The sequence below is a fragment of the Streptomyces sp. NPDC037301 genome (genome assembly GCF_055602785.1).
The window spans coordinates 1-18,762 of the sequence record NZ_JBVJWD010000085.1 but is presented as its reverse complement, the minus strand read 5'-3'; the positions used below and the strand labels follow the sequence as shown (position 1 = coordinate 18,762).

Below are 18,762 nucleotides of genomic sequence, written 5' to 3'. Positions count from 1 at the left end.
AACCAGCCCCGGCCGGACACCCCAGTAGTCACCCTCGTCGGACCCACCAAACCAGCCCCAACCTCCCGGAAAAAGACCTAAATCACCGGTATTGCGCCTAGGCCCTGCGTGCAGGCGGCCTTCGGCTGAGCATGTGATCCGACCAAGGAACACGCAAGCTCAGCACGAAGGCCGTGGGGATGAGTCTGTTGCATCATGCTCTCGGGCAGGATCCGTTTGCGGAACTGTCACGCTTCCGGGGTGAGTTCTACTCCTGTCTGACCCGGCGTGCGGATGCGTTGTTCGAGCTGGCGGATGCCGTGTTGTGTGCGGATGGTCCGGTCCGGTCGCTGGTGGAGCTGTCGCTGGTGGGCGAGCATCGTCGTGGGCACGGTGGGCTCTAAGATGCTCTGGCCGCGGGCCGGATCGATGTCGGCAGGCTGCGGTGGGCCCTGGCTGCGGTGTCTTTGCCGCGGGCGGCGGATGGCCGGTTGGTGCTGGCCGCCGACATCACCTGCTGGCTGCGGCCGAGCGCGCATACCTCACCGCAGCGGATCCTGTGTCACACCTACGGCCGGGGCAAGGATCAGCACATTCCTGTTCCCGGCTGGCCGTACTCGGTGATCTGCGCGCTGGAAACGGGCCGCAGTTCGTGGACCGCGCCGCTGGACGCGCTGCGTCTGGCCCGGGGAGATGATGCCGCCACGGTCACGGCCGGGCAGATGCGTGAACTCGTCGCGCGGCTGATGGTAGCCGGGCAGTGGCACAACGGCGATCCGGACGTCCTCATCGTGGTGGACGCTGGATACGACGTGCCGCGGCTGGCCTTCCTGCTGAAGGATCTGCCGGTGCTGGGTCGCATGCGCTCGGACCGTGTCCTTCGCCGCCCGGTTCCTCCACGGGAGCGCGGCACCCGGGGCCGCCCGCCCGGTCACGGCGGCGAGTTCGTCTTCGGCGACCCCACCACCTGGGCACCCCGGACACGGCGACGGTGACCGAGACCCGTCTCTACGGCACCGCCACCGCACGGGCCTGGAACCGGCTCCACCCGAGGCTGACCCATCGATCCGCCTGGACTGCCCAGCTGGTGGAGTGTTTGTTTTCGTTGTCTGCCGCCGGTCAGTTGATGAGGCGGGCGGGTGTGGTGGCGGCACGCAGCATGTATTCCAGTGGGCCGCGCCGGAAGAACCGGGTCCAGGCGAGGGCCAGCAGCATGGCCGCGACGGCGAAGCAGATGAACACCGGCAGGGCGGCGGAGTCCGGCAGATCGTCGATGCCCAGGGCCTTGATGGCGATGATGTGGCCGACGTACGCGGTCAGGGCGATCGAGCCGACCGCGGTGACGGGCGCGGCGAACCACCGCAGGGGTGCCGACCGGTTGGTGGCGATGAGGCAGGCGGCCAGGACCGCCAGGGCGACGCCGGTGTTGCCCAAGATGGACCATGTCGTCTGGCTGTGCGGCGCGGCCACCAACAGCCAGGCGGGAACGCCTGCGGTCGGGTCCTCGCCCACGGCGTCGGACCACCAGGCCGATGCCGCGCCCGTGGTGTCCGTGGCCGCGTTCACGGCGGCCTGCGCGCCCGGCACCAGGTGCAGGGCCAGCCATGAGGCTCCATAGCCGAGCACGGCCAGCACGCCGCCGCACATGGCGAGCTTGGTGAGAACGCCGGGTCGGCCGAGGTCGAGCTTGGCCACCGCCATTCCGGCGATGATGAAGGGCAGCCAGGTCAGCACCGGGTACGGGCCGGTGATGAACAGCTCGACGAAGCCGTCCGAGTTGGTGATCCGGGCCAGCGGATCGTGGGCGATGACGGCATCGGCCCAGCTCCCGCCCTCGACCGTGATCCGGATCAGATACAGCACCTGGGGCATGACGAGCGCGGCCGCCGCAGCGATAACGGTCAGGGTGGCGGCCCGCAGCCGATACAGGGGAAGCGTGAGGACGAAGAGGAGCCCGTAGGCGGCAAGGATCACGTCGACATCGGTGTCGAGAGCGACCAGGGCGTATCCCAGGGCGATCAGAACGGCGGAGCGGATCAGCACCCTGACCACGGCCTGCCGACCCGCGCGCCCGGTCCGCGGCCGCGGCCGGCCGGTGAGAAGGATCAGGCTGAACCCGGCGAGCAGCGCGAACAGGGCAGCGGACCGGCCACGCGCCAGCTCCATCGCCCAGCCCAGCGGGCCGCCCACCGACGGCTCGGGGCCGACGTGGGCCGCGAACATGCCCAGGATCGCCAGACCCCGGGCCAGGTCAAGGCCGATCAGCCGACCTGTCGACGATGTGGCGAAGGGGGAGTGGCCTGTCCCGGCCGCCGGTGCGGCCCCGGACAGCACGGCCGGTGATACGTCCCGCGTCATTACTCCAGTCATTACTCCAGGTTCCGGACACCTGCTGGATTCAACCATCCGGCAGGTGTCCGGAACCGCCCCCGCCGACTGGCTGGCGCAGCCCCGCCGCCTGGCGGTATTCGGTGTCGGGCACCCGCAGGGCTACCCTCGGCGTAGTACGAACCGGACAGTGGTCCGATGGCGAGTGGAGCACGTGTGATCCGGGTATTGGTGGTCGACGATGAGGCCCTGATCCGTACGGGCTTTCAGCACATCCTCGAAGCGGCGGACGATATCGAGGTCGTGGCGGCGATTCCCGGCGGCCAGGCGGTCCGGACGGCGCAGGAAATACGTCCCGACGTCGTGCTGCTGGACATCCGGATGCCGGACGTGGACGGACTCACTGTCCTGGCCCGCCTCCGTCGGCTGCCGCACCCTCCGGTGGTGGCCATGCTTACGACGTTCGACATGGACGAGTACGTGGCAACGGCACTTCGCTCGGGCGCCGCCGGCTTCCTGCTCAAGGACACCGACCCCGAGGAACTGCCGTACCTGGTGCGGACCCTGGCCGACGGCGGCACCGTACTGTCGCCCAAGGTCACCCGGACGGTCGTGGACGGCTACCTCGAGGCGGGCTCCCAGGAACCCGCCGCCCGCAGCCTCGACCGGCTGACCGACCGCGAGCGCGCCGTACTCGTCCTCGTCGCCGAGGGACTGTCCAACACCGACATCGCCACACGGATGCACCTGAGTACCGGCACGGTCAAGGACCATGTGAGCGCCATCCTCACCAAGCTGGAGGTGGGGAGCCGTGTCCAGGCCGCCCTGCTCGCCGAACGGGCCGGCCTTCTCAAGCCGCCTCGGGATCAGGAGGGCGGATGATTCCCCGCGGCCTGCCCGCCCCGCTGGCGGACGCCGCCCTCGTCGGAGTCGTGCTGCTCGATGTCTGGGTCAATGTTCACACTGACGAGCCGCTTCGGCTGGCTTTCGCCCTGGCCGCTGCCTTCGCTCTTCTGTTGCGCCGTCGCCTGCCGCTGCTTACTTTCCTGCTCACCCTGCCCGCCGTCCTGTTCTCCGATGCGGTCTTCGCGGCGCTGGCCGCGCTGTACACACTCGCCTCACTCAGCCGCCACCGCACCCTGCTGGCCGGCTGTGCCCTGGTGTTCACGATCAGTGACATGACCTCGTGGCCGTCACCGGGATTCGACCTGTCGGACATGTCGACCCTGATCACTCTGGGCTACACCGCGGCGACGGCGGCCGCTCCCGTCTTTCTCGGCCAGCTCGTCCAGACGCGGCGTGATCTGTCTCTGCGGATCGCCGAGATCTCCGAGGCGCGTGATCATGAGCGGCTCCTGACCGACCAGACCGTGCTGGCCAAGGAGCGCGCGCAGCTCGCCCGGGAGATGCATGACGTGGTCTCTCACCAGGTCAGCCTGATTGCGGTGCGGGCCGGAGCGCTCCAGGTCAGCACCCGGGACGCCGAAGTCAAGGAAGCCGCAGCCACGATCCGGCGGCTGAGCGTACAGACGCTGGACGAACTGCGGCACATGGTCAGCGTCCTGCGCGCTTCCGGGGGCCGCCTCACGGAGCTGACTCCGCAGCCGTCCCTGGCCGACCTGCAGCGACTGGTCGACAGCAGCGGCATCGAGGCCGAGCTGCAGACGGACCTGCCTGACGGCCTTCGGCCGACCGTCCAGCGCGCCATCTACCGCACCGTCCAGGAGGCGCTGACCAACGTACGCAAGCACGCCCCCGGCGCCACCGCGACGGTTCACATCTGCCACGAGGGGGGCGCCGTCCGTGTCACGGTCACCAATGCCGCACCGACCCGGCCCGCTCTCCCTCTGCCCAGTGCGCACTACGGCTTGGTCGGCCTGCGTCAGCGCGCCGCGCTCTTTGGTGGCACTGTCACCTCCGGCCCGACGGCTGACGGTGGCTACGAACTTCGCCTGGAGCTTCCAGCCATGGGCACGTCGTGACCAGGTGGCACGAGTGTAAGCAGTGACGGAATGCTCGGGACCGCTGGTCATCGCAGCCTGCAAGGGGTCACCTCACACTTCAACACCGCGGCGCTGAAGTCGCCGTCGCCCAGCCAGGGCAGTGGGAACGATCTATCAATGACGGGATTACCCCTCCGCTGCACCGGCATCGATCGCCGATCCGGTGAGTCGGCCCTCGCCCACGATCCCAATTCCGGCCGCGTGGCCTGAAGCCCCCCAGTCGGCGGGGGGTTGTTCGGACACCTGCCGGACGGTTGAAACCGGCATTTCTCCTGAAGTGTGGCCACTGTGGAGGTACGGCTCAGCTCCGGTCATGCCGTCCGCGCCGGCAGCCGCGGACCGATCTCGCGCGCGGCCTGGCGATCCTGAGCATGCTGTCACGCCGGAACACCTGGTCGCGGCCGTCCGCATGGTCACCGGCGACGCGCTGCTCGCCCCGGCCATCACCCGCCGCCTCGTCGAACGCCATGCCCGCCACGCCCCGGAGACCGAGGCGGCACGGTCTGCCGGCCCTCACCCCGACCTGGCCGCACTGACGCCGCGCGAACTCGAAGTCCTCCGCCTCCTCGCCCAGGGGCTGAGCAACACAGAGCTCGCCGGTCGTCTCCATCTGTCCGAGACAACCGTCAAGACACACGTCTCGCGCATCCTCGCCAAACTCCAACTACGCGACAGCGTCCAGGCCGTGGACGTCGCCTACGGGACCGGACTGGCCAGCGCCGCCGCACACCGAGCCCCTTCGCGGGGCGCCGAACCGGCGTAGGCGCTGCCCGGACGGCGTGCCTCATGCGCGGCGAGGAGGCTGCCCCATATCCGCCTTCGAGTCCCCGGAGTCCTGCCGGTCGACGGCCTCGCCGCGGATCACACGAGGCGCCCCGGCTTCCCCGTCGGCGCCCTGAGTCTCCTTCATCGCCTTCGCCTCGGCCTTGAGGATGCGGGCCGACTTGCCCGCGGAACGGGCTAGGTCGGGGAGCCTCTTGGCGCCCAGCACGAGTATGACCACGATCAGGATGATCGCGATCTCACTGATTCCGAACATCAGTCGTCGCCGCCCTCGTCCTCGTCGGCGCCCTCGAAGAAGTCCCCGACCTCGTCGACGACTTCGGCGGCGACCATGCCCCCGACGACGCCGACCGCGAGCCCGGCCGCGCCCGCCGCGATGGCCGTGCCCGTACCGGGACCGGAACGGTGACCACCGTCGTGATGACGCTCCTCGTAATGACCGTGCCCTTGACCATGGCTGTGGTTCCCGGCGTACGGATCGCCGTGTCCGTACGAGGAGCCCGCCGCGTACGCCGACCGGTGCTCGATCAACTGCCGCAGCCAGCCGTCGACGAGCGAGCGCCAGTCCTGGTGATGGACTCCGTCGTGCGCGACCGTGAACCGGGTGAGCGCGTCATGCCCGCCGGAGAAGAGCCCGCCGCGTTTGTCGGCCTCCAGGACCACGTCCATGCCGCCCGGGGCGGCGAGGAAAGTCACCTCGATCTCGTTGACCGTATGCGCGTACTGAGGCGCCGGGGTCAGCTCGATCTCCTGATAGAAAGGGAGTTGCTGGTTGGTGCCACCGATGCGGCCGTACTCCAGCTCCGCGGACTTGAAGCCGAAGCCCAGCTGCCCGAACGCTTCGAGGATCGCCTCCTGCACCGGCAGCGGGCCCACGGTGAGTTGGTCGAGGTCGCCCTTGTCCTTGGCCCCGGCCACCGACAGCTCGGTGCGCACGCCGAGGACGATGCCCAGGCCCTGCCCGTACAGCTCGGTGACCGGCGTCCTCGTCCCGAATCTCGTGGCTCTCCGCGCGCAGTTGGGCGACCGCCGCGTCGATGTACCGCGTGGTCCAGAGCACCACGGCCTCCTCAGGGGCCGGCCGACGGGGGCGACTGGGGTTCCGTTCTCACTTCTCCGCCTGAGTCGGATTCGTCGGGCCGGTCGCGGTCGGGGTGGGAGAGACGGGGGATGGCTGCGAGGGCGTGGCGGTCGAGTTCGTGGCCGGTGCGCTGGTCGAGGGCCCCGTGGCGGCCGGCCCGTCACCTCCCTCGGCGTCGCCGTGAACCGGTCAAGAGGATGGTGGCCATTGCTGCGCCGGCGCGGGGCGTCGTCCTGGGGTGCTGCCCCTGTGGTCGTGCCCATCCTTCACTCTCTGGGGAGGGGCGCGCGAATCCTTAAGTGGCGGTTTGTGTGTGTTCGCTTACTTTTAGTGCATGGTCGGCGTGGTGTGCAGCGACGGGACGAAGGGGCGACCGGTGCGTGCGGCCCTGCTGTTCGGCCTGATGCTGCTGGTCGGCGTCCATCTGGTGGGTGCCCTGCACGGCCCGGGGTTCGCCGGGCCGCACGCCGCGGGCTCGGCGGCCGTCTGTGGTGAGCAGTCCATCGCGGCTTCGGCCTCAGCGGATCGCGAGCATGTCCACGATCCAGAAAATGAGCTCCACGAGCACGCACGTGATCACGGACACGGTCATGGTCACGATGACGGCGTCGCCCATGCGGTGGACCGTCTGCGGGCCCCCGCGGGGCAGCCCGGAACCAGCCCCGACAGCGCTGTGGCGCTGCCCGTCGATCACACAGCGAGAACTGCGCGGCGAACGCCGCCGTACGCTCCTCGGACGGAGCCGAGCGCCGGATCAGTCGCCCGGTCGGCGTGAGTACCATCGAACACGCGGCACCGAACACCGCCCACGCCACAAGCAGCGCGGGCCAGCGCCAGCTCCCGCCCTGCCCGGCCGTGATGACACCGAGCCCGGCGAACACGACCACGAGCAGCAGCGCCCCGCTCAGCATCACGGACCGGTCCGAGACCCGGTCCAGGACGCGCGGCAGTATCAGCGCGACCGCCATCGATCCGGCACCATAGACACCGAGCGCGAGAGACACCGAGCCGGCCGACAGGCCGAACACGCCCCGCGCATACACCACAGAGTTCACGGCCACCATGGCGCTCGCGGCGGCGACTGCCAGGTTCAGGGCCAACAGGGAACGCAGCTGCGGCACCTGAAAGAAGAGGCGGCTGCCCGCAGTGGCCTTCGCGTAGACGCCCCCAGTGCGGTCGGCCGGCGCCGAGGCGGGCTTGGGCATGGCGATGGAGACGACCAGCGCGGCTGAGCCGACAAATCCCAGCATGGTGCCGGTGAACAGCCAGTTGTACGTCATCACGGTCAGCAGCAGGCCCGCGAGCGCCGGACTGAACAGGCTCTCCAGGTCGTAGGCGAGCCTCGACAGCGACAGCGCCTGCGTGTAGTCACGCTCCTTGGGCAGTACGTCGGGGATGACGGCCTGGAAGGCCGGGGTGAACGCCGCCGACGCCGACTGGAGCAGGAAGATCAGGACGTAGACCTGCCAGACCTGTCCGACGAAGGGCAGGCACAGGGCCACTGCCGCCCGGATCAGGTCGGCACCCACCATCAGGGTGCGGCGCGGCAGCCGATCGGCGAACGCGCCGATCGCCGGGGCGATGAGCACGTACGCCACCATCTTGATCGCCAGCGCTGTGCCGAGCACCTCGCCGGCGCTGTCGCCCGCGATGTCGTATGCGAGCAGGCTCAGCGCGACCGTCGCCAGGCCGGTGCCGGTCAGGGCGACGACTTGGGCGGTGAACAGGTGCCGGTAGGTGCGGTTGCGCAGGACGGTCAGCATGCGGCGGGCTCCCTGGCCGCAACGGTGAGGCGTCACGGCGGTCGTCGGGTCGATGCCCTATCACTGTACTCATCATGTGCGCATCTGCGCACATGATGATTGGGGCTGTTTCGCCGCCCCGGCTCTAGGCTGGGCGCATGCCTGAACGCGAGCCTGTCCCAGCTGCGCCCGATGCGCATCTGCGTGAACCCGACACCGCCCGCCTTGCCGAGGCGACCCGGGTGTTCGCGCTGCTCTCGGATGCGACGCGGCTGCACGTGCTGTGGCTGCTCGCGCTCGACGAGTCGGACGTCGGCTCGCTGGCCGAGCGGTGCGCGGCGTCCCGTACCGCGGTCAGCCAGCACCTGGCGAAACTGCGCTTGGCCGGACTCGTGGAGACGCGCCGTGAGGGCCGCTACGTCCACTACCGCCTGGCCGACGGGCATTTGAGGCGCCTGGTCATGGAGGCGCTCAGTCATGCCGACCACCGGGTGAGCGGTCAGGCACCGCACGACTGACCGGGCGACGCGGGCTTGAGCCCCGGCTGGACGGGGGAGCGTCCGGCCGGGACGGTCGAGGACCTCAGCCGGCACGGAGGGTCCGGATGTGGCCGTCCGCTCGGGCAGTGGCTGGGACGGGTAGCCCGTGTCGAAGTGCATGTAGTCGGGCACGTCGATGTCCTGCCAGATCCAGCCCTCGTCGCAGGCATGGGGGACGGCACCGCAGCGGCGGGGGTCGCCGTAGCATCTGGGGGTGCCGTAGTAATGGACGTAGAAACAACGGATATCGCTGACCGGGGACGATGCCGCTCAGAGTGCAGCGCCGTCTGGGGCGTTTGTACCGGCGGAGACATCGTTGAACGCCTGACGTCCGCAGCTGCCATCACCGCTGTGTCTTGAGGAGTGGCCGGGGCGTTCGCCATGCAATGCGGCAAGCCGTCGATACAACAGAGGCCGCCGTATGTGCTGCTTGTGGTGGGGGCGAGTCCCCGGCGGAAGGAGTCGGCGCCCGCGCGGGCGGCGGAGCCGTCGGCGTGGTGACGTTCGGAGGGAAACAGCGGTGCACCGGGACGGGTGTGGTCGTCATCGAAGTACCCCCACACGTCCTCGATGTACCAGCGCAGTACCCGGTCCGCCCCGTTGATCAGCGGCACCACTCGCTGGCGTGGCCCGGATCCCTGTGTCCTTTGCCGAAGCGGACGTGCAGTCTGCCGAACCGGCCCAGTTCCCAGCGGGCATCGTCCAGGTCAAGGCGGCGGACCTCGTTGATGCGCAGGCCCACGAGGGAGATCGGCTTTGCGGCGGTGTAGTTGCGTGCGGTCGGGGCGAACTTCCGGCAGCTTGCCAGGTCCTCCCGCCGGCCCGCGAACAGCGTTTCGACCTCGGGGTCCGTCGGCGGGATGCGCAGTCCGATCTCTCCGAGGCCACGGGCAGGGGATGGCGCAACTGGTGGTCGCTGGCGAGCTTGACCGGGAGCGGGTCGAGGAGGCGCTGCCCCATGCGGGCGGCGAAGTGGTGGCTGACGATGTGGTCGATCAGCAGGAGGGTGCCGCCCGGGTTGAGGACCCGACACATTTCTGCGGCTCAGCAGCAGTCGCATCCCGCAGCACAACCGCACTCGTCCGCCTGGGACTTGGCTGCGGTAGGCCCGAGTGGGGCTGGGGCGCAGCATCCCTTGCCCTGCCAGGCGTCTCGGCCTTCCTTCGCGGCGATGACCGCGATGACGAGGGCGGCGATCGGATCGGCCCAGGACCAGCCGAGGGTGAGGTTGGCGAGCAGGCCGACGAGCAGCACGGCGGACAGGTAGGTGCACAGCAGCGTCTGCTTGGAGTCGGCTACGGCCGATGCCGAGCCCAGCTCCCGTCCGGCCTTGCGCTGGGCAGCGGACAGGAACGGCATGATGGCCAGCGAGAGTGCGGCCAGGATGATGCCGGGGACGGAGTGATCGGCTTCGCCGGTGCCGGTCAGGGCTCGTACGGAGTCGACTGTGACGTACAGGGCGAGTGCGAAGAAGGACACCGCGATGATCCGCAGCGTGGTCTTCTCTCGCGCTTCGCGGACGTCGGGGTCGGTGGCGGAGAACTGCCACGCGACGGCAGCAGCCGAGGAGACCTCGATGACGGAGTCCAGGCCGAAGCCGATCAGGGCGGTCGAGGAAGCGATTGTGCCCGCAGTGATTGCGACGATCGCCTCGATCACGTTGTAGGCGATGGTCGCCGAGACCAGGAGCCGTATTCGGCGGGTGAGCGCGTCGCGTCGGGAGGGACTGGGGCCGAGGGATATCGCAGGCATTCAGCAGCAGCCCTTCTCGTCAGCGTGCGCGCAGGTGCGGTCCGCGGCGACGGCTACGACAGCGGCGCGCAGATCGTCCAGGGCATGGCCCAGACGGTCGTCGGCGAGCTCGTAGCGGGTGCGCCGGCCGTCCGGCGCCGTGACGACCAGGCCACAGTCGCGCAGGCAGGCAAGGTGGTTCGACAGGCGTGTGCGCGAGATCTCCAAGGCGTCGGCGAGGTCAGAGGGGTAGGCCGGGGCCTCGCGCAGCGCGAGCAGGATGCGGCAGCGGATCGGGTCGGCGAGGGCGCGCCCGAACCGCGCCAGGACCTCAATGTCGGAAGCAAGAGTCAGCACACCCCGATAGTACATAGAAGTGTGAATTCAGAAAATGATGGATTCTCGTGTGGGTCGGATCGTCAGAGTGCGGGCCGTGCGGACCGGTCAGCGACGGACGACGTCGGCGGCGTACGCGGGGCTGAATCCCTGGCTTTCCCTCTGCCACAGGTCGGCGGTGTTCTGGTGGCCTGGTCAGCAACCACCTGGTCACGCTGAACGGCGACACCGCGGAGTGCACCGCGTCCGTCCTGGCCACCCACATCCTGGAGAACGAGCTGGGCGACCCCACCTGGACGGTCGGCGGCCACTACCTCTACAACCTGGTGCGCACCGCCGGTGGCTGGTGCATCAGCGGTCTGAAGATGACGGTGGACTGGACGACCGGCAACCGGAACATCATGCTCCCCGCCATTCAGAACCAGCCCGAGCACGTCAGGGAGTGGAAGCACGAGAACACCCCCGCGTCGTAACGGGGCGGCCGCCCCACGCGCGAAGCTCTTGGTCCACGACACCGTGGGCCAGGAGCTTCGTCATGACGCCCGCCCGTAGCAAGAACGAACCGGACGGCAGGCGCTCAGCCGTCCAGCCGGGAGCGGATCTTCCCCAGCACGTGAGCGGCGTGCGCATCGAGGAAGAAGTGCCCGCCGGAGTACGTGTTCAGCTCGAAGCCGCCGGTGGAGAAGGCGTCCCAGGCCTGCGCCCCCGCACGGGTGACCTGCGGGTCCGCGTCGCCGGTGAACACCACCAGCGGGCAGGCCAGCGGAGGGCCCGGGGTGTGGCGGTAGGTCTCCACCGCCCGGTAGTCGTTGCGGATGGCGGGCATGAGCATCTCCACCACGTCCGGGTCCTCCAGCAGGGCGCCCGCGGTGCCGCCCAGCTCCCGCACCTTGTCGAGCAGCCCCTCGTCGCTGCGCAGGTGCACGCCCTCGTCACGCGAGAGCGAGGGCGCGGCGCGCCCGGAGGCGAAGAGGGCGACCGGGTTGACGCCCTCCTGCTCCAGCCTGCGGGCGACCTCGTAGGCCACCAGCGCACCCATGCTGTGGCCGAACAGGGCCAGCGGCTGGTCGGCCCACTGGCGCAGCTCCGCCACCAGTACGTCAGCCAGTTCGGTGACGCTGGAGATGAACGGCTCCTTGCGCCGCTCCTGCCGGCCCGGGTACTGGACCGCCAGCACGTCGGCCACCGCCGACAGCTGCCGCGAGACCTGGAAGAAGTAGCTGGCGGCGCCGCCCGCATGCGGGAAGCACACGAGGCGGACGCCCGCTTCGGAGGAGTGGAAGCGCCGGATGGAACTGTCGGAGCATTCCGTCGTCTCGGTCATGGTTGTGCTGACTCCCTGGTAATCGGATCTGCGGAGCGCGCCTGAGCCCCGGTCATACGAAGTCGGATGCCTTCCGGCGGCCGTTCCACCGCTCCACCCAGTCCTCCAGGACGTCGACGGCCGCTTCGGTGCCCTTCTCGGCGCGTACGGCCTCCCCGACACTGGCCGCCCGTCGTGCCATGCCCTGGTCGGTCAGTGCCTTGCCGAGTGCCTCGTCGAGGCGCTCGGCGGTGAACTTCGAGAACGGAATGGGCTGCGGCGACACACCCATCCGGTGGACCTGAGCCGCCCAGAACGGGCTGTCGCCGAACGTCGGCACGACCACCTGGGGAGTACCCGAACGCAGCGCCTCGCCCGTGGTGTTGCAGCCGCCGTGGTGGATGACGACCGAGGAGCGGGGGAACAGCCAGGGGTAATGCACGTCGTCGACGCGGAACACGTCGTCCGGCACGTTCTCCGGGCCACCGCCCACCAGCACTAGCCGCCGGCCGTGCGAGCGGACCACGCCGAGCACCTTCTCCAGCGTCTTCTCCGGCTGGTGCACCGGCCAGATGCTGCCGAACGACAGCGACACCGGGGCGTCCCCCGACTCCACGAAGTCCACCAGCTCCGCCGACGGGCTCCATTCGCGGTCCCAGAACCAGTATCCGGTGAACCGCGACAGCGCGGGCCAGTCGGACGGCTCGGTGAACATCTCGCGGGTGACCGGGCACAGCAGCGGTACGTCGCGGCCCAGCTCGCGGTAGGGCGCACCGAAGGGCAGAGCGGGCATGTCCGCTTCCTTGCGGTAGCCCCGGACGGAGATCCAGTCCAGCAGCCCTGCCATCCGGTGCGTCAGCCGGTTGTAGAGCGGTCCGAGCTTGGACTGCGGGGCCATCATGGCCGGCCACTGTCCCGTCGGGTTCAGCGGCCACCAAGTCAGCGAGGCCCAGGGCGACTTGCCGTTGTCCTCGAACAGGATCCGGCTCAGGACGCTGTTGACCACCAGGTCGGCGCCCTTGCACACCTCCTCGATGCGGGAGGCCAGCAGCCGGATGTGCTCCTGCGTCTGGCGCGGCACCTTGCGGGCCGCCTTGAAGAGCGAGGCGCCCTGCTGCAGTGCCTCGGCGAGCGCCGGATGTGCCAGGAAGTCCTTGGGGCTGCCCGGCAGTTCGGCGAAGTCCAGACCGGACTCCCGCACCAGCTTCTCGAAGTCTCCGTGGGTGGCAAGAACGACCGAGTGCCCCCGGGACATCAGGGTGGTGCCCAGCGCGATGAAGGGCTGGACATCACCCCGTGACCCTGTGACAACGAGTGAGACCTGCATGAGTCCTCCGTACGAAAGGGACGAGTGAGAGGGGGAGCCGCCCGGTTGCTGCGGTGTTTCAGTAGTAGGGGACGTAGCGGTCGAGCATGCGGTCGAGGTAGTCGGCGTCGGTCACCGACTGCATCTCGGGCAGCAGTCTGCAGAGCTTCTCGACCGACACCCGGGTCATGGAGAGGGGCCCGTCGACGATCTCGTGCCGTGCCGAGAGCCCCAGCCGCTCCTCGATGCCGTGGATCACCGCCTGGATTGGCAGCGGCCTGCCGGAGGCGACGTTGACCACCTCGTTATCCACGCCCTCTTCGAGCAGTCCGTCGACGGCCCGGGTCAAGTCGGCCGCGTCGATCAGGTCGCGGTGCGCTCCCTGGTAAAGCCGCACGCTGCCGCTGCGCACCTGCTGTACGAACGCGGGGAGCAGCTGGTGCGGGCGCTGCCAGCGGCCCATCGCGTGACTCACCCGCAGTACGAGCCAGGGCGCGCCGGATTCGGCGACGATGCGCTCCAGCCGGAGCTTCTGCCTGCCGTACGGCGAGGTCGGCAGCAGCTCGACGTCCTCGGCCATCGCCGTGTCCCCGGTGCCGTACAGGGCGTGGGACGCGCTGGACAGGAACACCACGAGGCGGCCGTCGGCGCGGCACCTCCGGGTGACCTCGTCCACCAGGGCGGCCTCGCGGGCGAATTCGGCCTCCGCGAGGACGCTGGTGCTGGAGACACCGGCGGCCAGCACCGTGGCGTGCGGATGGCGTTCACCGACGGTGGCCAGATTGCGGGCGATGAAGCCGTTACCGACGATCTCCATCAGATGCCCTCCGTGGCGGTGACGCGGATCGCCGACTTCGCTATGCCGTCGAGCAGTTCGGCGGTCCGTACGGTCGTGGCGGCCCAGCTTTCGTGGTCCCGGTCGGCTCCTGCGGCGACGGTCTGCCGCACGGCGGCGGCGAACGCGGCCACCGAGTGGGCGAACTGGTGCTCGGCGGGCAGGACGATCTCCTCGGCGTGGTTCTGCCCCTCGATGCGCAGCAGGGGCGCCGTGGTCGGCGGCGGGGTGAAGGCACGGTCCACGGAAAGCCGCGCGTCGCTGCCCCACAGGGTGTAGCGGGAGCCGTAGGTGTGGAGGAAGCCGAAGCTGAGCGTGGCGATCTGCCCGGTGGCCGACGCGAGCACCGCGCTGCCTGCGACATCGACGTCCGACGCCGGGTCGTGGCGCAGCACGGCCCCGGCGACGGTGAGGTCGTCGCCGAGGAAGTACTGGGCGAGGCGCACCGGGTAGATGCCCGCGTCCAGCAGGGCGCCGCCGCCGAGCTCGGGCCGGTAGCGGACGTCCTGCGGGGGCAGCGGCGGGAAGAGGAACGCCGCGTCGACGTGCCGCAGTTGACCGATCCGCCCCTTCGCGACCAAGTCGGCCACGCTCCGGTGGAAGCCGTGGTGGACAAAGGCGAGGTTCTCGCGCAGCACCAGGCCGCGCTCCCGTGCGAGCCGGGTCAGCGCGGTGGTGTCCGCCGCGCAGGTGGTCAGGGGCTTCTCGGCCAGGACGTGCTTGCCCGCTTCGAGCGCGGATCGCACCCAGGAGGAGTGCAGGGCGTTGGGGACGGACACGTAGACCGCGTCGATGTCGTCCCGTTCGAGCAGCCGCTCGTAGCCGTGCACGGCCTCGCAGTCGAACCGGGACGCGAAGGACTCGGCCTTCGCCTGCTCCCGGCTGGCGATGGCGGTGATGGTGGTGTCCGGTGTCTCGCGCAGCGCGGGCAGGGTGCGCCGCGCCGCGATCGAGGACGCGCCGAGCACGCCGACCCGCACGGGGCCGGGCGAGGGGGAAGTACTCAAGTGCATTCTCCTCCGGCTGGACCCAGCAGACTGTGCAGGCATGCGAGCAGGGTCCTGGCCTGGATGTTCAGGTAGTTGCTGTGCTGCACGAGGTTCGACAGCTGGTGAACGGTCAGCCAACGGAAGTCGTCCGGCTCCACCAGCTCGCGCTCCGCGGGGAGTTCGACGATCAGATAGCGGCTGCGCGTGTGGAAGAACCGGCCGCCCTCCTCGGACAGCACGGTGTCGAAGCGGACGGCGTCGGCGGGGGCGTGCAGCACCTCGTCCAGGAACGGGGGAGCGGCCTCGGCCGGAAGAACGGCGTAGTTCTCCGGAGTGCACTGCACGGTGGGCGCCAGCTCGATCGCGTCCATGAACCCGGGTTCGGAGCCGACCCGGACCAGGACGTGCAGTACGCCGCCGATCCGCTGTACGAGGAAGGCCGCGACGCCCTGACCGCGCGCCTCGATCATCGGCTGGGTCCAGCTGGAGACCTCGCGGCTGCCGGTCCGTACGTCCACGGCCATCACGTCGAAGAACACACCACGGCCGTGCGAGATGCGGTCGTCGGAGCGCTGCCAGTTGCGGACGCTGCCGAGATCCACCAGGTGCGCTTCGCCCGTGAAGCCGGCCCGCGCCCCGGTGAACCAGTTGCGGACGGAGCCAGGGGAGTGCAGTGCGCCGTATCCGGGATCCAGCGATCTGGCCAGTGCGGAGCCGATGCTTGCGTCCTCCACCGGCCAGGGCGCGGCCGGTGCACCGTCGAAGGCCCACGGGCCGGACGGCGAAGGGGAGGTGAACGGGAAGCAGGCCATGACCGTGCGCGAGTCCATGTTCACCAGGTCGTGCCCCGACAGCAGGGCGTGCAGCTGCCCTACGGACAGCCAGTAGAAGCCGTCCAGTAACTCCACGTCATCGGATGTTGCGACGATGATGTTTCGATTTCGTTTCCGGTAGAACCAGGATCCCTGCTCCGACTGGAGCACATCGGCCAGTACCTGGTGCCGGGAGGCGTTCCGGAAGAAGTCGAGATAGGGCACCGGCCGGCCGCCGTGCACCCGGGTGTAGTTACTCCGGGTCGCCTGCACCGTGGGCGATATCTGTACCTTGTTGTGATTGCCCGGCTCCATCTTTGCCTGCATCAGGCAATGCGGTATGCCGTCGAATTCCTTGACCAGGATGCCCAGTACGCCGACTTCGGGTTGATTGATGATCGGCTGGTCCCATTCGGGCACCGCCCCGGGGGCGTTCCGAACCCGTAGACCTTGGACCGAAAAGAACTTGCCGCTCTCGTGGACGAGGTTTCCGTGCGGCTCCTCGAAACGCCAGCCTTTCAGCTCAGCGAACGGGATGCGGCGTATCTCTGAACTTTCCGTTTCGAGGTACGCGGCAAACCATGCGTGAAAATCCCGCAGGCTGGAGACGGCCCGGTCGGCTTCTCGCATGGAACGGGCTATTCCGGCTGCTGAGCGGGTCTCCGGCTTGGTTGAGACGTCGGCGCTGCCCGGCAGGGCGTGCGTCATCAGTAGTCGCTCCTTGTTCCCTGGCTGTTCCCTGGCGCGGATTGTAACCAGCGTGTAACTAGTGGAGGAAGGCATCCAATGGGGACGGCTGCGGCGGCGCTCCTTCAGACACTGTCAACTCCTGCTATTACCCGGAGTGTGTCTGGGCATACACTTCCTGAGCCCTGCTAGTCCTACTTCTCCGGTGCTCGGCTGTCAACACTTTCCAGGGCGCGCCGCGGGCGAAAAAAGCGCAGATTTTGCGGGTGTTTCCAGGCCCCGCACAGCCGTCCCCGTGCTGATCAAGAACCGCGCGTGGAAGGCCAGTTGAATAGCTGAACGTGATCCACATCACATTGCCGCTGTTTGGTGGCGTATGGCAGGGTCGATCTTGCGCTTGTCAACTGCTCTATAGGTGTGATTAGCGGGGGTTCACTTTGTCCAGGAGTGCTCGTTCGGTGCGGCACGATGACGAGGTCGATCAGATTGCTGTGATCGGTCTCTCCTGCCGTCTGCCGCAGGCCGACTCTTCGGCGCGATTATGGGAACTCCTGCGCGACGGGGTCGACGCGATCACCCCACTGCCCTCGGGGCGGTGGCAACAACGCTCCTCCGAAGAAGCGGAGTTAATCTCCGAACAAGGCGGATTCCTCGACCCGGTCGATCAGTTCGACGCCGACTTCTTCGGCATCTCGCCGCGCGAGGCAGCGGCCATGGACCCCCAGCAGCGCCTCGCGCTCGAACTCGGCTGGGAACTGCTGGAGAACGGCGGCATCACCCCCGAGCGCATGGCCGCCCTGCGCGCCGGCGTCTTCGTTGGCGCGATGAACGACGACTACGCGACCCTCACCCGGCAGCGCAGTTCGCAAGCGGTCTCGCACCACACTCTCGCCGGTCTGCAGCGAAGCATGATCGCCAACCGGCTCTCCTACCTCCTCGGCGTGAACGGCCCCAGCCTCACCATCGATTCGGGCCAGTCGTCCTCCCTGGTCGCCGTCCACATGGCATGCCAGAGCCTCCGCGCGGGAGAGTGCGAGATCGCCCTCGCCGGCGGGGTGAACCTCAACCTCAGCTTCGACGGCACCCTGAGCGTCTCCCGGTTCGGCGGGCTCTCCCCCGACGGCCGCTGCTACACCTTTGACGCCCGCGCCAACGGCTACGTACGGGGCGAGGGCGGCGGCTTCGTCCTCCTCAAGCCCCTGGCGCAGGCGCTGCGGGACGGCGACCACATCCACGGCGTGCTGCGCGGCAGCGCCGTCAACAACGGCGGCGGTGACAGCCTCACCACCCCCAGCCAGCAGGCCCAGGAGGACGTACTCCGCCGCGCGTACACCGCGGCGGGCGTACGCCCCGAGGACATCCAGTACGTCGAACTCCACGGCACCGGCACAGCCGTCGGCGACCCCATCGAGGCCGCGGCGCTCGCCACGGTCCTCGGCTCCGCCCGCCCGGCGGACGCACCCTTGCAGGTCGGCTCGGCCAAGACGAACGTCGGCCACCTGGAGGGCGCCGCGGGCATCGTCGGCCTGCTCAAGGTCCTGCTCTCCCTGGAGGCGGGGGAGCTCCCCGCCAGCCTCAACTTCGAAACGCCCAACCCGGCCATCCCGCTGGCTGACTGGCACCTCCAGGTCCAGACCGAGCGCTCGCCCTGGCCGCGTCCGGACGTATCGCTGGTGGCCGGTGTGTCGTCGTTCGGCCTGGGCGGGACGAACGCGCATGTGGTGGTGGAACAGGCTCCCGTGGTGAAGCGGGCCCCGGCGGCGAAGCCGGGTCAGGTCGGTGTGGTGGCTGGTGGCGGTGTGGTGCCGTGGGCGCTTTCGGGCCGGTCGGCTGCGGGGCTGCGTGGGCAGGCGGCGCGGTTGCGGGAGTTCGCGAGGTCGTCAGACGTCTCGCTCGCGGATGTTGGTCTGTCGTTGGTGACTTCGCGGGCGGGACTTGAGCACCGGGCGGTGGTGCTGGGTTCCGATTGCGAGGAGCTGGTGGCTGCTCTGGAGGCGGTGGCGGCGGGTGAGCCGGCTGAAGGTGTGGTCTCCGGGGTACGGGCGGACAGGGCTGACGGTGTGGTGTTCGTGTTCCCCGGCCAGGGCAGCCAGTGGGCGGGTATGGCGGTGGAGTTGCTGGATTCTTCGCAGGTGTTCGCGGAGCGGTTCGGCGAGTGCGCGGCCGCGTTGGAGCCGCACATCGACTGGGTGCCGGAGGACGTGCTGCGGGAGCGGGAGGGTGCGCCGTCTCTTGATCGGGTGGATGTGGTCCAGCCGATGCTGTGGGCGGTCATGGTGTCCCTGGCCGAGGTGTGGCGTGCACATGG

At 69.2% G+C, this 18,762-nt stretch carries 16 protein-coding genes and 3 pseudogenes; 7 read left to right on the top strand and 12 right to left on the bottom strand.

What is annotated here, in order from left to right; translation table 11 throughout:
- Nucleotides 1-179: 179 nt before the first annotated feature.
- A pseudogene (locus ACZ7IB_RS46230) lies at nt 180-1,060 on the top strand (transposase); the annotation flags it as partial.
- Between the two features lie 38 nt (nt 1,061-1,098).
- On the opposite strand, the gene ACZ7IB_RS46225 reads toward ACZ7IB_RS46230, so the two are convergent.
- Nucleotides 1,099-2,337, bottom strand: coding sequence for a DUF418 domain-containing protein (locus ACZ7IB_RS46225; RefSeq protein ID WP_470921174.1), 1,239 nt, complete (start codon nt 2,335-2,337; stop codon nt 1,099-1,101).
- A gap of 186 nt (nt 2,338-2,523) precedes the next feature.
- Between ACZ7IB_RS46225 and ACZ7IB_RS46220 the strand changes: the two genes are divergently transcribed.
- From ACZ7IB_RS46220 to ACZ7IB_RS46210, 3 genes and pseudogenes are all read left to right on the top strand, one after another.
- Complete coding sequence (locus ACZ7IB_RS46220) at nt 2,524-3,189, top strand: response regulator (protein ID WP_470921173.1); 666 nt, start codon at nt 2,524-2,526, stop codon at nt 3,187-3,189.
- A complete protein-coding gene (locus ACZ7IB_RS46215) occupies nt 3,186-4,289 on the top strand; it encodes a sensor histidine kinase (RefSeq protein WP_470921172.1) in 1,104 nt (367 codons plus the stop codon). The genes ACZ7IB_RS46220 and ACZ7IB_RS46215 overlap by 4 nt, the downstream gene beginning before the upstream one ends.
- Before the next feature lie 397 nt (nt 4,290-4,686).
- A pseudogene (locus ACZ7IB_RS46210) lies at nt 4,687-5,073 on the top strand (response regulator transcription factor); the annotation flags it as partial.
- Nucleotides 5,074-5,094: 21 nt separating this feature from the next.
- Here ACZ7IB_RS46210 and ACZ7IB_RS46205 read toward each other — a convergent pair.
- From ACZ7IB_RS46205 to ACZ7IB_RS46195, 3 genes and pseudogenes are all read right to left on the bottom strand, one after another.
- Entirely contained in the window at nt 5,095-5,349 is a 255-nt protein-coding gene (locus ACZ7IB_RS46205) for a twin-arginine translocase TatA/TatE family subunit (RefSeq protein WP_470921170.1), read from the bottom strand.
- Nucleotides 5,349-6,077 (bottom strand): annotated as a pseudogene (locus ACZ7IB_RS46200) (sporulation protein); the annotation flags it as partial. The gene ACZ7IB_RS46205 and the pseudogene ACZ7IB_RS46200, both read right to left, overlap by 1 nt.
- A 363-nt stretch (nt 6,078-6,440) precedes the next feature.
- Nucleotides 6,441-7,937: an MFS transporter gene (locus ACZ7IB_RS46195; RefSeq protein WP_470921169.1), complete on the bottom strand. Its 1,497-nt coding sequence runs from the start codon at nt 7,935-7,937 to the stop codon at nt 6,441-6,443.
- 137 nt (nt 7,938-8,074) lie between these two features.
- Between ACZ7IB_RS46195 and ACZ7IB_RS46190 the strand changes: the two genes are divergently transcribed.
- Nucleotides 8,075-8,434 (top strand): ArsR/SmtB family transcription factor, encoded by a 360-nt coding sequence (locus ACZ7IB_RS46190; RefSeq protein WP_470921168.1) that lies wholly within the window; start codon nt 8,075-8,077, stop codon nt 8,432-8,434.
- Between the two features lie 625 nt (nt 8,435-9,059).
- On the opposite strand, the gene ACZ7IB_RS46185 is transcribed toward ACZ7IB_RS46190, so the two are convergent.
- The 3 genes from ACZ7IB_RS46185 to ACZ7IB_RS46175 form a co-directional block, all read right to left on the bottom strand.
- Nucleotides 9,060-9,197 (bottom strand): hypothetical protein, encoded by a 138-nt coding sequence (locus ACZ7IB_RS46185; protein ID WP_470921166.1) that lies wholly within the window; start codon nt 9,195-9,197, stop codon nt 9,060-9,062.
- Nucleotides 9,198-9,499: 302 nt separating this feature from the next.
- Nucleotides 9,500-10,207 carry a cation efflux transmembrane domain-containing protein gene (locus tag ACZ7IB_RS46180; protein WP_470921165.1) on the bottom strand — a complete coding sequence of 236 codons (708 nt, stop codon included), beginning with the start codon at nt 10,205-10,207 and terminating at the stop codon, nt 9,500-9,502.
- Complete coding sequence (locus tag ACZ7IB_RS46175; protein ID WP_470921163.1) at nt 10,208-10,543, bottom strand: ArsR/SmtB family transcription factor; 336 nt, start codon at nt 10,541-10,543, stop codon at nt 10,208-10,210.
- 125 nt (nt 10,544-10,668) lie between these two features.
- Here ACZ7IB_RS46175 and ACZ7IB_RS46170 point away from each other — a divergent pair, with 125 nt between their 5' ends.
- On the top strand, nt 10,669-10,995 hold the full coding sequence (locus ACZ7IB_RS46170) for a nuclear transport factor 2 family protein (protein WP_470921175.1): 327 nt from the start codon (nt 10,669-10,671) through the stop codon (nt 10,993-10,995).
- A 104-nt stretch (nt 10,996-11,099) separates the two neighbouring features.
- Here ACZ7IB_RS46170 and ACZ7IB_RS46165 read toward each other — a convergent pair whose 3' ends face one another.
- From ACZ7IB_RS46165 to ACZ7IB_RS46145, 5 genes are read right to left on the bottom strand one after another with little or no spacing between them, the layout of a single operon-like run.
- Nucleotides 11,100-11,846, bottom strand: coding sequence for a thioesterase II family protein (locus ACZ7IB_RS46165; RefSeq protein ID WP_470921162.1), 747 nt, complete (start codon nt 11,844-11,846; stop codon nt 11,100-11,102).
- Nucleotides 11,847-11,898: 52 nt separating this feature from the next.
- On the bottom strand, nt 11,899-13,152 hold the full coding sequence (locus tag ACZ7IB_RS46160) for a glycosyltransferase (protein WP_470921160.1): 1,254 nt from the start codon (nt 13,150-13,152) through the stop codon (nt 11,899-11,901).
- 58 nt (nt 13,153-13,210) lie between these two features.
- Nucleotides 13,211-13,948 (bottom strand): NAD-dependent epimerase/dehydratase family protein, encoded by a 738-nt coding sequence (locus ACZ7IB_RS46155; protein ID WP_470921158.1) that lies wholly within the window; start codon nt 13,946-13,948, stop codon nt 13,211-13,213.
- Complete coding sequence (locus ACZ7IB_RS46150; RefSeq protein WP_470921156.1) at nt 13,948-14,973, bottom strand: Gfo/Idh/MocA family protein; 1,026 nt, start codon at nt 14,971-14,973, stop codon at nt 13,948-13,950. Before ACZ7IB_RS46150 ends, ACZ7IB_RS46155 begins: the two co-directional genes overlap by 1 nt.
- Complete coding sequence (locus ACZ7IB_RS46145; RefSeq protein WP_470921155.1) at nt 14,970-16,475, bottom strand: NDP-hexose 2,3-dehydratase family protein; 1,506 nt, start codon at nt 16,473-16,475, stop codon at nt 14,970-14,972. The genes ACZ7IB_RS46150 and ACZ7IB_RS46145 overlap by 4 nt, the downstream gene beginning before the upstream one ends.
- Nucleotides 16,476-16,912: 437 nt before the next feature.
- Between ACZ7IB_RS46145 and ACZ7IB_RS46140 the strand changes: the two genes are divergently transcribed.
- Nucleotides 16,913-18,762: type I polyketide synthase (locus ACZ7IB_RS46140; protein ID WP_470921153.1), on the top strand; the 1,850-nt coding region annotated here is incomplete at its 3' end.